Here is a 13,264-nt window from a genome sequence, read left to right on the forward strand (position 1 = left end):
CTCGCCCGCCATACCGGCGGCGCATGCGGACGAGCAATATTTCCCGCTGCAGAGCTACCGCGTCGGACCCTATGCGGCCGGCGGCACCGGCTTCTTCGGCGGCTTCATCGACTATCTCAATCTCATCAACACGCGTGACGGCGGCGTTAACGGCGTCAAGCTCACCTGGTCCGAGGCTGAGACTCAGTATGAAGTCGAGCGCGGCGTGGAGGCCTATGAGCGCCTGAAGAGCAATCCGAACATCGCCGCCTGGAACCCGCTTTCCGTCGGCATCGCCTACGCCATGATCGACCGTATCACCCAGGACAAGGTGCCGCTGATCACCATCAACCACGGCCGTACGGATTCCACCGATGGCCGCGTCTTCCCCTATGTCTTTCCGTTGCTCCTCAATCCCTATAGTGAGACGTCGGGCATCGTGAACTACATCGCGTCGAAGCTAGGCGGCGTCGACAAGCTCAAGGGCAAGAAGATCGTTGTGCTCTATCACGGCTCGCCCTACGGCAAGGAAACCATCCCGATCTACGAGCTGCTGTCGCAGAAATACGGCTTCGACCTGCAGCAGATCGAAGTGCCGCATCCCGGTAACGAGCAGCAGGCGCAATGGCTGACGATCCGTCGCGCCAAGCCGGATTACGTGGTGCTGCGCGGCTGGGGCGTCATGAACCCGGTTGCCCTGAAGACGGCGGCCAAGACCGGCTTCCCCGTCGACCACATCATCGGCAATGTCTGGTCGAACTCCGAGGAAGACGTGATCCCGGCGGGCGATGCGGCCAAGGGATACACCGCGATTACGACGCAGGCTTCCGGCACGGAATATCCGATCGTCCAGGAAATCGTGAAGACGCTCTATGACAACGGCAAGGGCAATCTCGAGGACAAGAAGCGTATCGGCTCGGTCTACCACAATCTCGGTATCGTCAACGGCATCCTGAACGTCGAGGCGATCCGTATCGCTCAGGGCAAGTTCGGCCACCGCACGCTGACCGGCGACGAGGTTCGCTGGGGCTTCGAGCACCTGCAGCTTGATCCGGCTCGCGTCGAAGCGCTTGGCGCCAAGGGTCTGTTCCACTCGATCAACGTCACCTGGGACAATCACGAGGGCAACGGCTACGTCACCTTCCAACAATGGGACGGCAAGAAATGGAATGTCGTCTCCGATTGGATCGCGCCGGACTGGGCGCTGCTGCGGCCGATCATCGAAAAGTCCTCCGAGGCCTATGCCAAGGAAAAGGGCATTAAGTTGCGCACGTCCGAAGACGCGCAGACCGTGACGAACTGAGCCCAGTGGCCGGGCGTTGGCAAGAGGCGGGCTCTCTCTTCTTGTTGGCGCCCGGCTGCCCTGCAAACCACACAGAGATCGGGTGGACCATGGCTGGAAAAGACGTCCTCTTGAGCGTCGATGGCATCAAGGCGACCTATAACGGAGCGATCACCGCGCTTCATGGAGTGAGCTTCACGTTGCGCCGCGGCGAGATCCTTGCCCTGCTCGGCGCCAACGGCGCCGGCAAGACGACGACGCTTAAAGCCATTTCGAACCTGCTGCCGGCCGAACGCGGTGAAATCACCGCCGGCAGCATTCTTTACGAAGGCCGGGATGTCACGACGGCAACACCTGCCCAGCTCGTGCGTGACGGCCTGGTGCAAGTGCTGGAGGGCCGGCATTGCTTCCGCAATTTGACCATCGAGGAAAATCTCGTTTCCGGTGGTCTCGGGCGCAGCGGTTCGCGCGCGGAGATCGCCTTCGATCTGGAGAAAATCTACGCGCTTTTCCCCCGGCTAAAGGAAAAACGCCGCGCTCTGGCGGGTCTCACCTCCGGCGGCGAACAGCAGATGACGGCGATCGGCCGCGCGCTGATGTCGCGTCCGGCACTGCTGGTCCTCGATGAGCCTTCCATGGGGCTCGCGCCGATCGTCGTGCAGGACATTTTCAAGACGCTGCGGCGGCTGAATGCCAAGACCGGCCTCTCCATTCTGGTCGCGGAGCAGAATTCTGCGATTGCGCTGCGCTATGCCGACCGAGCGACCGTCCTCGAAAACGGCGTCGCCGTGCTTTCGGGAGAAGCAGCCGAGCTGCGCCAGCGCGACGACGTCAAGGCGTTCTATCTGGGCCAGAAATCGGCTCCCGTGCCTGCGCTTACGCCAGCAAACCTTCCATCCGCCTGACTGTCCATCTTCAACGAGGAGAATTCAGCATGACGCTTTCACAGGTTAATACAGAAAACGCCGTTCAGGCCGTACCGGCCATACCTCGCCCGACCGCACCTGCCCATGTCATCAAGGATGATGCCGAGGCGATTGCCGTCGCCAGAGGGCTTGCCACCGAGTTCGTCAAGGAGTCGGCCAAGCGCGACCGGGAGCGGATCTGGCCGGTTGCCGAGCTGGATGCCTTCTCTCAAAGCGGCCTCTGGTCCATCAATGTGCCCAAGGCGTTCGGTGGCCCGGAGGTCTCCTACGCCACACTCGCCAAGGTCATCGAGATCATATCGGCGGCGGACTCCTCGATCGGCCAGATCGCCCAGAACCATCTGGGTGTGGTCGCCGCCATTCGGACCGTGTCGGATCCCGAGCAGCAAAAGCTTCTTTTCGCCGAGGTTCTGAAGGGCACACGCTTCGGCAATGCCTTCTCGGAGTTCGGCTCAAAGCGGGCTGTCGATTTCGAGACGCGTTTCACCGATGCCGGCGATCATGTTGTCGTCAACGGACGCAAGTTCTATTCCTCCGGCGCTCTGCTTGCCCATCTCGTACCGATCGTGGCGCTCGATGACGAGGGGCGGGCCTGGTATGCGATTGCGGAGCGCGACGCGCCCGGCCTCACCGTCATCGACGACTGGTCTTCCTTTGGCCAGCGCACGACGCTCTCCGGCACCGTGCTGCTCGACAATGTCAAGGTGCCGAAGACGCATCTCGTGCCGGGATACAAGGGATACGAAGTGCCGACCGCCGATGGAGCGATCTTCCAGATCATCCAGGTCGCGGTCGACACCGGCATCGCACAGGCAGCTATCGATGAGACGGTCTCCTTCGTACGCACCAAGAGCCGCGCCTGGGTGGATAGCGGTGTCGAGAACGCATGGGACGATCCCTATACGATCCAGGCAGTCGGCGACCTGACACTGCGGCTGCATGCGGCGCAAGCGCTGCTGGAAAAAGCCGGCTACGCGATCGACCGGGCGGTGTTGAACCCGACGGCCGATACCGTCGCCGAAGCGCAGATCGCGACGGCGGAAGCCAAGGTGCTGTCGACGGAAATCGCGATTGCGGCCACCAACAAGTTGTTCGAGCTGGCGGGCACCCGCTCGACGCTCGCCGAACACAATCTCGACCGCCATTGGCGCAATGCCCGGACGCACACATTGCACGATCCGGTGCGGTGGAAATATTCAATCCTCGGCAAGTTCTTCCTCAATGGCGAGAAACCGCCGCTCCACGCCTGGAGTTGATGCGGAGCGGCCACTCCGCCTCATCGCGAGGTGGGGTGGCCGGTATCATTCTTTCCCTTAGGGCAGGGTGACGATTTCGACCCAGTTCGCGCCGGCATCGACCGGATAACGGTCGATCGGCGTCAGCGCGCCGTTGACCTGGTCGATGACATAGACCGCTATCTTGTCGGATTTTTCACCAGTCGCGACAAGAAAGCGTCCCGACGGATCGATGCGGATGCCGCGTGGCTGCTTTTCTGTCGCGTAGTTGGTCACATAGCGCAGGTTTCCGCTCCCGTCCGCGACGTGGAAGAGGGCGATCTTGCTGGTGGTTCGCTCAGTCGTATAGAGGAACTTGCCGTTCGGGGTGATGCCGATATCGGCCGCCCAGACCTTCGGTTTGCCGTCATCGACAGTTGCTGCTGCCGGTGCCGTAGCATTGAATGCTGGCGGGGCCGGCGGGGCTATGCCCGGAGAAAGCCCCGCGTCATCCGGAACCGACGCAACGCTTTCGACTTCGCTCAGCGTCCCCTTGGCCGAGTCTAGCGCATAATGAATGACATGGCCGGTGAGTTCGGTGAGGACATAGACCGATTTTCCGTCCGGGGAGAAAATGATGTGGCGAGGCCCGAAGCCCGGCTTGGTGGCGACTTGCGCCGGAGTGTTCGGTTCCAGCATGCCGGTCGCGGGATTGAGCACGAACTGAAGCACGACATCGGAGCCGAGATTGGTCGCAAAGACGTATTTGCCGGAGGGGTCGCTGACGATCGAGTGAGCGTTGCGGCCGGTCAGGATCATCTGGCGAGCGCCGTCGGTCACGCGGCCATCGGCGCCGATCGGCAGTACGGCGATCTTGTTGCCGCCATAGGACGAGGTAAAGAGCAGACGTCCGGATGGATCGGTCGACACATAGGGCATGCTGTCGGGCAGGGCTGCGATCGCCTCTTGCGTGAGCTTGCCGGTGGCAGGGTCGATCGCCAGCGTCAGCACCCGGTAGGGCTGCGCGCGGACCACGGCATAGAGATGCTTTTTGTCCGGGCTAACCGTCATCGGCATGACCATCTTGCCCGCGTCGAAGGTCGAGCCAGGCGTCAGTGTGCCGGCCTTTTCGTCCATGCTGTAGCTGTCGATCTTCCCGTCGGTTGCGGCAGAGACGTAGACGAATGTCCTCGCAAGCGCGCTGTCGGTCGCCGTGAGTATTGCCGAGGCGGCAATAACCGAGGCGAAAATTCCAGATGATAACCTAACCACGAGTGTTCCTCCTCCTACCAAAAGACTGATCGCCGGCTTTGCCGACGATCATTTCCTACGCGACTATGATTTACGCGGCCTTGGCTGTCTCGATGATCTTTGCGAGAGCTGCCAGTTCCTCCGGCGTCAGGTCGGTCAATGGCGGGCGCACGGGGCCGGGATCCTGTCCGAGCACGCGCAGGCCGGCCTTGATGATCGAGACCGCATAGCCCTTTTTCCGGTTGCGCAGCGCAACGAACGGGAAGAAGAAGCCCTTGAGGATCTCATCGACGGTTGCCTGATCGCCGGTCCGCAGTGCGCCATAGAAGCGCTGGGCGAGCGCGGGCACGAAGTTGAAGACCGCGGAGGAATAGGTCGTGACGCCGGCGGCGAAATAGGCCTGGGCATAGACTTCATGGGTCGGCATGCCGCCGACATAGACCAGGCGATCCTGAAGCTTGGTGGTAATCTCGATCACCTTGTCGACATCGCCGACGCCGTCCTTGAAGCCGATGAGGTTCGGGCATTCGTCGGCAAGCCGGGCGATGCTATCGGCGTTGAGGATCGCATTGTCACGATTGTAGACGATGACGCCGATGCCGACGGACTGGCAGACCGCCTTGACGTGGGCAATCAAGCCTTCCTGTTCAGCAAACATTAGGTAAGGCGGCAGCAGGAGCAGGCCATCAGCGCCAGCTTTTTCAGCCGACTTGGCGATCTCGACGGCGATCGAGGTGCCGTATCCGGTTCCCGAAATGATCGGCGTGTTGCCGGCGACTGCCTTTGCAGCCTGGACGACCTGCGGGACTTCGGCGGGATTGAGGGAGAAGAACTCCCCGGTGCCGCCGGCTGCGAAGAGGGCGGCTGCATCATAGCCGGACAGCCATTCGACATGGCGGCGATATTTCGCCTCGTCGAATTTCAGGTCGTTGTCAAAATGAGTAACGGGGAAGGACAGCAGACCGCTGCCGATAGCCTTTTTCAGTTCAAGCGGGTTCATCTTGGAATCCTATTATCGATTGGTATGGGCAATGATTCTCAGGCGCCTTCGAGCGACTGAACGAGAGCGGCGATGTAGCCATAGCAGTAGGCGAAGGCGACGCCGGTCGGGTCGCGGCCGCTGATGGTCGGTACGTGATCGGGCATCAGCATGTATTGATAGCCGATCTCTTTATAGATCCGGGTGGAGCGGACCATGTCCATGTCGCCCTCGTCCGGGAATGTCTCCATGAAGGACAGCTTGCCGCCGCGGATATTGCGGAAGTGGACGTTGAAGATCTTTCCGCGCGTGCCGAACCAGCGAATGATGTCGTCGATTTCCTCGCGCGGATTGTCGAGCATTTCGCCGATCGAGCCCTGGCAGAAGTTCAGGCCGTGATAGGGGCTTTCGCGCATCAGCACGAATTTCTTCAGGCCTTCCACCGTGCCGAGGACACGCGTCACGCCACGATAGCCCGGCGGCGTATATGGGTCATGCGGATGGCAGGCGAGGCGGACGCGATTGCTCTCCGCAATGGGAACGACGCGCTCAAGGAAATAGTCGATCCGTTCCCAGTTTTCGTCTTCCGACAGGACACCGGCCAGACCGGGGGCGGCCTGGTGATCCGCCTTGTCCCAGCGGAAGCTGGCATTGAGCGAGCCGCCGCGTCCCAGCTCTTCCGGTGTGCGGGGGATGCCGATCAGGTTGAGATTGTATTTCGCGGCCGGAATCCCGGCGGCTGCGACATCCTCGATCAGCTTGCACACGGCGTCGATCTGCCGGTCGCGATCAGGGCCTGCCAGGAGGATATCGGGATAGGAAGCCTGCTCGATCGGGTTGGAAGGCAGGGGCAGTTGGATCATGTCCAGGATGAGCCCATAGCTTTCGACTTTGTCGCGGAGACGCTCCAGATCGGAAAGTGTCCAGCTTTCGGGCTTTCCGGGCGGGTCCGCACAAATATGCTTCAGCCCCAATTGCGCGAAAACGCGGTAATCATCATCGTCCCGCGCGCCGACCTGTGTTCCTACATACACTGAGCGTTCTCCCATGAGATTGTTTGATGTCATATGACATAATATGAATCTCGTGAGGTGTCGAGGGCTATTGCTGCTCGGCGAGCATCCGATAGCGTCTTTGGCTCGCGAGCATATGCGCCCGCATCGCCTGGCGTGCACGCTCCGGATCCTGTTCGGCGATCGCCGCCAGGATCTCACCGTGCTCGGCGTGGACCTTGGCGAGATAGGCGGGATCGTTGGCTTCGGGTAAGTTTGGGAACTGCCTGCGCGGGATGGTCCGTGCACCGAAATGCCGGAGAACATCGACATAGAACCGGTTGTTTGTGGCGGCTGCGATTGCCATGTGGAATTCGTAATCCGCTTCGACAGTCGGCTGGCCCAGCTCGATGAGAGCAGCCATTTTCCGGTTGGCGGTGCGAATCGCTGCCTCTTGCTCTGCCGTGCGGCGATAGGCGGCGATTGCGGCTGCTTCGCCTTCGGCTGCCATGCGAAACTCCAGCAATTCCAGGGTTTCCGGGATGCTCTTGATCTCCACCGGCGTTAGCGACAATCCGGGGCGTTCAGCGAGGTCGGCAACAAACACGCCCTTGCCCTGGATCGGCTTGACGAGACCGGCGGCGCGGAGATCGGCGATCGCTTCGCGCACGACCGTGCGGCTGACGCCGAATGTCGCCTCAAGCTGCGGCTCCGTCGGCAGCTGGTCGCCCGTGCGAAGCTTGCCGGTCTCGATCTGAGCGCGCAGCTGATCGATGACTTGTTGTGCCAGTCTTTGCCGGCCCCGGCTAAGTGTTGTCATTCCTGGTCCCCCGGTTCATTTGCATCAAGCCATCCGTGCGGTCTTGCAAACCCTGTCGATCTTCGATAAATCATCATACGACATACGGACGACATAATACGTATTCTATATTAATCCAGGGAGGAGGCATAATGAAGCACTTTTCGAAGGCGATGTTTATTGGCGCTGCAATCAGCATGCTGACGCTGACGGCACCGCAGCTTCAGGCCGCCACGCCCAAAGATCAATTGGTGATCGGCACGTCGCTGGCGCAGGTGCTTTCCCTCGATCCGCAGCAGGCTACCGAACCCAAGGCACTCGAAATCCTTGCCAACCTCTATGACCGGCTTGTCGCCACGACGGCGGACGGCAAGATCGTGCCGCAGCTCGCCGAGAGCTGGACGGATGACGGCAAGTCGCTGACCCTCAAATTGCGCGATGCCTCCTTTGTTTCCGGCAATCCGGTTACCGCCAACGACGTCGTCTTTTCGCTGACCCGGCTGCTGAAACTCAACCAGTCGGGCTCCTCTTATTTCAAGCGTATCGGCTATTCCACCGAGACGATCGCCGAGCAAATTCATGCGGTCGATGCCAAGACGGTGCGTATCGACCTGACGGACAAGGTGACCACCGAAGGCCTGCTCTATCGGTTGGCGCTGGGCGTTTCGAGCATCGTCGACAGCGTTGAGGTGCAGAAGCATGTTGTCGACGGCGATTCCGGAAATGCCTGGCTGCGCACCCATTCAGCCGGTTCCGGGCCGTTCACGCTGAACAAATGGACCCCGAACGAGATCGTCCTCCTGGACGCCAACAAGGCCTATGTCGGTGGAGCGCCGAAGATGCGCCGCGTCATCATCCGCCATGTGCCGGAAAGCCAGGTCGAACGGCTGATGCTGGACCGAGGCGATATCGATATCGGCAATGCCTTGTCCAAATCCGATCTCGAAACCTTCGAGACCAAGAGCAATTTCGTCATCCAGCGCGTGCCGACCGGCGGGTTCTATGTGCTGGCGATGAACGCCAGCAATCAGTATCTCGCCAATCCCAAGGTCCGCGAAGCCATTGCCTATGGCATCGACTACAAGGGCATCGAGAAGACCATCATGGGGCCATACGGGCGGGCAAGGAATATCCCCGTTCCGGAGAATTTCGAATATGCGATGCCCAACCCGGATTGGCACCTTGATGTCGACAAGGCTAAGCAATTGCTGGCCGAGGCGGGTTTCAAGGACGGCTTTTCGCTGACGCTGAAGACGATCTCGCAGACGCCGCGCATCGATCTGGCGACCGCCATTCAGGCTTCACTTGGCCAGATCGGCATCAAGGTCGAGATCCAGCAGGGCAATGGTTCTGAAATCATCGCCGCCCACCGTTCGCGCAACTTCGACCTGTTGCTGCCGCAGACGAGCGCGCTCATGCCGAACGTTCTCGGCTCGATGGACGATTTCGCCAACAACCCCGACAATAGGCTTGAAGCCAACAATGCCGGCAACTTCGCCTGGCGTTCGGCCTGGGATATTCCGGAGCTTACGGCACTCGCTCAGAAAACCTCCGTTGAGCCCGATGCCAAGAAACGAGCCGAACTCTATGGGCAGATGCAGCAGATGTTCGTCGACCTGAAGCCGGCACTGCTGCCGCTCTTCGAACGGTTCGAACCGCTGGTTCTTTCCGGCAGGGTCAAGGGCTATCTCGGGCATCCCAACCAGATGACCCGTCTTGAAAATGTGACCAAGGCTGAGGCCGAATAAGCAATCGAAAGCAGCCGATCATGAAGGAACTATCCGTAGCCGAATTCGGCCGACGCATCGCGCATCTGATCGTCAGCCTGTTCATCCTCCTATGTGTCACCTTCGTGATCGGCCGCGTCCTGCCGGCCGATCCGGTGGGGGCGATCGTTGGCGAACTGGCCGATCCCGCCGCCTATGCGGCGATGCGTCAGCGGCTTGGACTGGATCTTCCCCTTTACGAGCAATTCTTCATCTACCTGAAGGGCCTCGCCCATGGCGATTTCGGCACGGCGATCCTGACGGGAAACCCCGTCTCTGCGGATCTCGCGCAGGCCTTTCCCGCGACATTCGAGCTTGCAACGTTTGCCGTCATCATCTCGACCTTCGTCGGTGTTCCGCTCGGCCTCGTCGCGGCGTTATTCCGTGATCGGCTCATCGACAAGATCGCCCGCGTCGTCTCTCTCGTCGGTCACTCTATTCCGGTCTTCTGGTTCGGGATCGTCGGGCTTGTCGTTTTCTATGCGGGCCTCAACTGGGTCGGCGGTCCCGGCCGGGTCGATGTCTATTATGAAGGCATCGTCACGCCGCGAACCGGTCTGCTGTTGGTGGACAGTCTCCTGCAGGGCGAGACGGATATCTTCTGGAATGCGCTCAGCCACATCATCCTGCCGGCCTTCATCCTAGCCTATGCGGCGGTGGCCTATATCACGCGCATGACCCGCAGCTTCACCCTGGAGCAACTCAGCCAGGATTATGTGATCGCGGCTCGTGCCAAGGGCGTCAGCCCGGCCCAAACCATCATCGGTCATGTTCTCCCAAATATCGCCGTGCAGCTCATCACCATTCTCGCCATTTCCTATGGTGGGCTCCTTGAGGGCGCGGTGGTGACCGAAATCGTCTTCTCCTGGCCGGGTATCGGCCAGTACATGACGAACGCGCTGATGATCGGCGACATGAACGCCATTCTTGCCGCGACCATCATTGTCGGATTCTTCTTCATGCTTTTGAATTTCCTAGCGGATATCGCCTATGCGGTCTTCGATCCGCGCACCAGGGAGGCCGCTCGATGAGTGATGCGATCCATGCGGACGTAACCGTCCGCCCGCCGAATATGTTGAGCCGTATGGCAACATCGGTGAAACGCGCCGGCGGCAAGCTGACGCATGAGCCGCTTGGTCTCGTGGGCTTCATCATCCTTGGCCTGCTTTGCCTGATCGCGATCTTCGCGCCGCTTCTGGCGCCTTATGATCCGAACGTGCAGGTGCTCTCCAACGCACTGCAGCCGCCGAGCCTCGCGCATCTGGCAGGCACGGACGAATTCGGCCGAGACATCCTCAGCCGGCTGATTTTCGGTACACGTATCACCATCCAGACGGTGCTGTCGATTTCCGTGATCGTCGGGCCGATCGGCCTTGTGATCGGTGTCGTCGCCGGCTTCTTCGGTGGTCGCGTGGATGCGCTCCTGATGCGCGCTACCGATATCGTGCTGTCCTTTCCTTCGCTGATCCTGGCGCTGGCTTTTGCCGCGGCGCTCGGCGCCGGCCTCACGACGGCGATTATCGCCATCTCGCTGACGGCCTGGCCGCCGATTGCGCGACTGGCGCGCGCCGAAGCGCTCGTCGTCAGGAATACCGACTATGTCGCTGCAGCGCGGCTCTATGGCGCCTCTCGGCTGCGTATCCTGTTCTTCTATATTGCACCGATGTGCATCCCCTCGGTGATCGTGCGCCTGACGCTCAACATGGCCGGCATCATCCTGACGGCAGCGTCGCTCGGCTTCCTCGGTCTTGGCGCCCAGCCGCCGGCGCCCGAATGGGGCGCGATGATTTCCAACGGACGCAAATACATGCTTGATTTCTGGTGGGTCGCCGTCATGCCCGGCATTGCGATCCTTCTGGCAAGCCTGGCCTTCAACATCGTCGGCGACACCCTGCGTGATATTCTGGATCCCCGCCATGCAAGATCGTGATCTCCATCCCGTCCTCTCCGTCAAAGGGCTGAATGTCCGGTTTGGACGCAATTCTCTGGCGGCCGTCTCCAATGTCAGCTTCGATGTCGGGCGAGAACGCGTCGGGATCGTCGGCGAATCCGGCTCCGGCAAATCGACGACAGGGCGTGCGATCATGCGCCTGCTGCCGCCAAGCGCGAGCGTTGCGGCCGAACGCATGGATCTGGATGGCGTCTCCCTGCTCGACAGGACGGAGCGCCAGATGGGCGCCCTGCGCGGCAAGGATATTGCGCTGATCATGCAGGACCCGCGCTACTCCCTCAATCCGGTACTGACCGTCGGCAAGCAGATCGCCGAGGCGGCGCGGCTTCATATGGGATTGCGCGGCAGCAAGGCGCGCGATGCGGCGCAAGCCATGCTGGAGCGCGTCCGCATCAGCGATCCGGAGCGCGTCATGGCGCTTTACCCACATCAGATCTCGGGTGGCATGGGCCAGCGCGTGATGATCGCGATGATGCTTCTGGCAAAGCCGAAGCTGGTGATCGCCGACGAGCCGACCTCGGCCCTCGATGTCAGCGTTCGCAGGGACGTGCTTACCTTGCTCGATGAACTTGTCCGCGAGAACAATTCCGGGTTGCTGCTCATCAGCCATGACATTCGAATGGTCGCTGCCTTCTGCGAACGCATCATCGTCATGTATTCCGGCCGCATCGTCGAAACTCTGACGCGCCTGGAAGATGCCCAGCATCCTTATACGCGCGGCCTGATGTCCGCGCTGCCGGATCCGCACAATCCGGTGCGCCGTCTGGCGGTGCTCGACAGGGCGAAGCTTGATCTGGAGACCAGCCGATGATTAGCGTGCGTGATCTTGATGTCGTCTTTACCTCCGGCAAGACCGAGAACCATGTCGTCCGGCGGGTGAGCTTCGACGTCGGGAAGGGGGAGACACTCGGTATCGTCGGTGAATCCGGATGCGGCAAGTCGACGGTACTGCGTTGCCTCTCCGGCATGGAAAAAGGATGGTCTGGCAACATCGGGCTCGCCGGCAAAGCTGTCGGCAAGATCCGGACGCGCGATGAACTGCGGCATGCCCAGATGGTGTTTCAGGACCCCTATGGCTCGCTGCATCCCCGGCACCGCATCGGCACAGCCCTGGCGGAGCCATTGAGAGCGATGGGGCATGGCGATGTCTGGACGAAGGTGGACAAGGCATTGCGGCAGGTCGGCCTGCAGCCAGCCTTTGCCAACCGCTACCCTCATGAACTTTCCGGCGGTCAGCGCCAGCGCGTCGCGATTGCCCGCGCGCTGATCCTGTCACCGCCAATCCTGCTGCTCGACGAGCCGACCTCGGCGCTCGACGTCTCGATCCAGGCCGAAATCCTCAATCTCCTGGCCGATCAGCGTGACGAGCGTTCCCTGACCTATGTCCTCGTCAGCCACGATCTGGCTGTCATCGCGCATATGTGCGACCGGGTGCTGATCATGAAGGGCGGCACTTTTGTCGATGAGCTGACCAAGGCGGATTTGCAGGCGGGCATAACGCATGATGCCTATACCCGCGAGCTGTTCGAGGCGAGTTTTCTGTAAAGCGGATATAGGCGGCAGCGGCCGGCGCTGACCGCCTACTTGTCGGCGCCGTTATAGTACTGAATTTCCAGGGAATTCAAATCGAGAGCCGGGACGCAGCGCAGGTTGACCGCCCGCGTGGGTGTGCCATCGGGGCTCGTGGCCATAGAGAATGGCTGCGTGCCGCAATCGACGCAAAATTGATGATCGATCCGGTGTGTATTGAATTTATAGCTGCGGAGTGAGTCCTCGCCGCTGTCCAGTGTGAATTTTTCCGTCGGGAAAAAGGCAAGCAACATGCCCTTGCGGCGGCAATATGAGCAGTTACAGCTAAGGGCCTGGCCCGGCAGATCGGCGTCGACCATGAACGCCACTTTTCCGCAGTGACAACTTCCTTGGAATGCCATTTTATCTTCCCGATTCTCGAATCATTGTGCGGATATTCTGCAATATCCGATCGCAACATATCTCAATATTATCGAACACAGCATTACACTCGTCTTGCTATTCTAGGGGAACCCCAATCTCTGGAATATGATCGTGTCACAAAAATCCGACGGCAGGACCCGGGTCCTGCTCTGCCTGCCCGGCGCCGATGTGA

Annotated in this window: 13 protein-coding genes; 8 read left to right on the forward strand and 5 right to left on the reverse strand. The window is 60.6% G+C overall.

Annotated elements, in window-relative coordinates:
• The 3 genes from PMI03_RS28245 to PMI03_RS28255 all read left to right on the forward strand — a co-directional run.
• A partial coding sequence (locus PMI03_RS28245; protein WP_007702229.1) for an ABC transporter substrate-binding protein occupies window positions 1-1,282 on the forward strand: 1,282 nt, incomplete at its 5' end.
• Between the two features lie 89 nt (window positions 1,283-1,371).
• Complete coding sequence (locus tag PMI03_RS28250; protein ID WP_007702232.1) at window positions 1,372-2,166, forward strand: ABC transporter ATP-binding protein; 795 nt, start codon at window positions 1,372-1,374, stop codon at window positions 2,164-2,166.
• A gap of 29 nt (window positions 2,167-2,195) precedes the next feature.
• Window positions 2,196-3,443 (forward strand): SfnB family sulfur acquisition oxidoreductase, encoded by a 1,248-nt coding sequence (locus tag PMI03_RS28255; protein WP_007702234.1) that lies wholly within the window; start codon window positions 2,196-2,198, stop codon window positions 3,441-3,443.
• A 57-nt stretch (window positions 3,444-3,500) separates the two neighbouring features.
• On the opposite strand, the gene PMI03_RS28260 is transcribed toward PMI03_RS28255, so the two are convergent.
• From PMI03_RS28260 to PMI03_RS28275, 4 genes are all read right to left on the reverse strand, one after another.
• Window positions 3,501-4,673 carry a lactonase family protein gene (locus PMI03_RS28260; RefSeq protein ID WP_007702248.1) on the reverse strand — a complete coding sequence of 391 codons (1,173 nt, stop codon included), beginning with the start codon at window positions 4,671-4,673 and terminating at the stop codon, window positions 3,501-3,503.
• A 70-nt stretch (window positions 4,674-4,743) separates the two neighbouring features.
• A complete protein-coding gene (gene kdgD, locus PMI03_RS28265; protein WP_007702249.1) occupies window positions 4,744-5,652 on the reverse strand; it encodes a 5-dehydro-4-deoxyglucarate dehydratase in 909 nt (302 codons plus the stop codon).
• A 38-nt stretch (window positions 5,653-5,690) separates the two neighbouring features.
• Window positions 5,691-6,665 (reverse strand): mannonate dehydratase, encoded by a 975-nt coding sequence (locus tag PMI03_RS28270; protein WP_007702252.1) that lies wholly within the window; start codon window positions 6,663-6,665, stop codon window positions 5,691-5,693.
• Between the two features lie 67 nt (window positions 6,666-6,732).
• Window positions 6,733-7,443 carry a FadR/GntR family transcriptional regulator gene (locus tag PMI03_RS28275; RefSeq protein WP_007702254.1) on the reverse strand — a complete coding sequence of 237 codons (711 nt, stop codon included), beginning with the start codon at window positions 7,441-7,443 and terminating at the stop codon, window positions 6,733-6,735.
• A gap of 131 nt (window positions 7,444-7,574) precedes the next feature.
• Between PMI03_RS28275 and PMI03_RS28280 the strand changes: the two genes are divergently transcribed.
• The 5 genes from PMI03_RS28280 to PMI03_RS28300 are packed head-to-tail and all read left to right on the forward strand — an operon-like array spanning window position 7,575 to window position 12,684.
• The gene (locus PMI03_RS28280) at window positions 7,575-9,170 is read left to right on the forward strand and encodes an ABC transporter substrate-binding protein (protein WP_007702270.1); all 1,596 of its coding nucleotides are present in this window, start codon (window positions 7,575-7,577) and stop codon (window positions 9,168-9,170) included.
• A gap of 20 nt (window positions 9,171-9,190) precedes the next feature.
• Window positions 9,191-10,219, forward strand: a complete 1,029-nt coding sequence (locus PMI03_RS28285) for an ABC transporter permease (RefSeq protein WP_007702274.1) — start codon at window positions 9,191-9,193, stop codon at window positions 10,217-10,219.
• Window positions 10,216-11,118 carry an ABC transporter permease gene (locus PMI03_RS28290; RefSeq protein ID WP_007702285.1) on the forward strand — a complete coding sequence of 301 codons (903 nt, stop codon included), beginning with the start codon at window positions 10,216-10,218 and terminating at the stop codon, window positions 11,116-11,118. Before PMI03_RS28285 ends, PMI03_RS28290 begins: the two co-directional genes overlap by 4 nt.
• On the forward strand, window positions 11,105-11,950 hold the full coding sequence (locus tag PMI03_RS28295; RefSeq protein WP_007702289.1) for an ABC transporter ATP-binding protein: 846 nt from the start codon (window positions 11,105-11,107) through the stop codon (window positions 11,948-11,950). Before PMI03_RS28290 ends, PMI03_RS28295 begins: the two co-directional genes overlap by 14 nt.
• Window positions 11,947-12,684, forward strand: a complete 738-nt coding sequence (locus PMI03_RS28300; RefSeq protein ID WP_007702292.1) for an ABC transporter ATP-binding protein — start codon at window positions 11,947-11,949, stop codon at window positions 12,682-12,684. The genes PMI03_RS28295 and PMI03_RS28300 overlap by 4 nt, the downstream gene beginning before the upstream one ends.
• A 35-nt stretch (window positions 12,685-12,719) precedes the next feature.
• Here the strand turns inward: PMI03_RS28300 and PMI03_RS28305 are convergent, their stop codons facing one another.
• Complete coding sequence (locus PMI03_RS28305) at window positions 12,720-13,070, reverse strand: GFA family protein (protein WP_039974843.1); 351 nt, start codon at window positions 13,068-13,070, stop codon at window positions 12,720-12,722.
• Window positions 13,071-13,264 lie beyond the last annotated feature (194 nt).

This window comes from Rhizobium sp. AP16, assembly GCF_000281735.1.
GTDB classification, from domain to species: Bacteria; Pseudomonadota; Alphaproteobacteria; order Rhizobiales; family Rhizobiaceae; genus Rhizobium; species Rhizobium rhizogenes.

What these genes read in the sequence shown, in the direction of transcription:
- PMI03_RS28250 (WP_007702232.1), top strand. Translation starts at nt 1,372, where the DNA reads ATGGCTGGAAAAGACGTCCTCTTGAGCGTCGATGGCATCAAGGCGACC.
- PMI03_RS28255 (WP_007702234.1), top strand. Translation starts at nt 2,196, where the DNA reads ATGACGCTTTCACAGGTTAATACAGAAAACGCCGTTCAGGCCGTACCG.
- kdgD (WP_007702249.1), bottom strand. Translation starts at nt 5,652, where the DNA reads ATGAACCCGCTTGAACTGAAAAAGGCTATCGGCAGCGGTCTGCTGTCC.
- PMI03_RS28275 (WP_007702254.1), bottom strand. Translation starts at nt 7,443, where the DNA reads ATGACAACACTTAGCCGGGGCCGGCAAAGACTGGCACAACAAGTCATC.
- PMI03_RS28280 (WP_007702270.1), top strand. Translation starts at nt 7,575, where the DNA reads ATGAAGCACTTTTCGAAGGCGATGTTTATTGGCGCTGCAATCAGCATG.
- PMI03_RS28285 (WP_007702274.1), top strand. Translation starts at nt 9,191, where the DNA reads ATGAAGGAACTATCCGTAGCCGAATTCGGCCGACGCATCGCGCATCTG.
- PMI03_RS28290 (WP_007702285.1), top strand. Translation starts at nt 10,216, where the DNA reads ATGAGTGATGCGATCCATGCGGACGTAACCGTCCGCCCGCCGAATATG.
- PMI03_RS28295 (WP_007702289.1), top strand. Translation starts at nt 11,105, where the DNA reads ATGCAAGATCGTGATCTCCATCCCGTCCTCTCCGTCAAAGGGCTGAAT.
- PMI03_RS28300 (WP_007702292.1), top strand. Translation starts at nt 11,947, where the DNA reads ATGATTAGCGTGCGTGATCTTGATGTCGTCTTTACCTCCGGCAAGACC.
- PMI03_RS28305 (WP_039974843.1), bottom strand. Translation starts at nt 13,070, where the DNA reads ATGGCATTCCAAGGAAGTTGTCACTGCGGAAAAGTGGCGTTCATGGTC.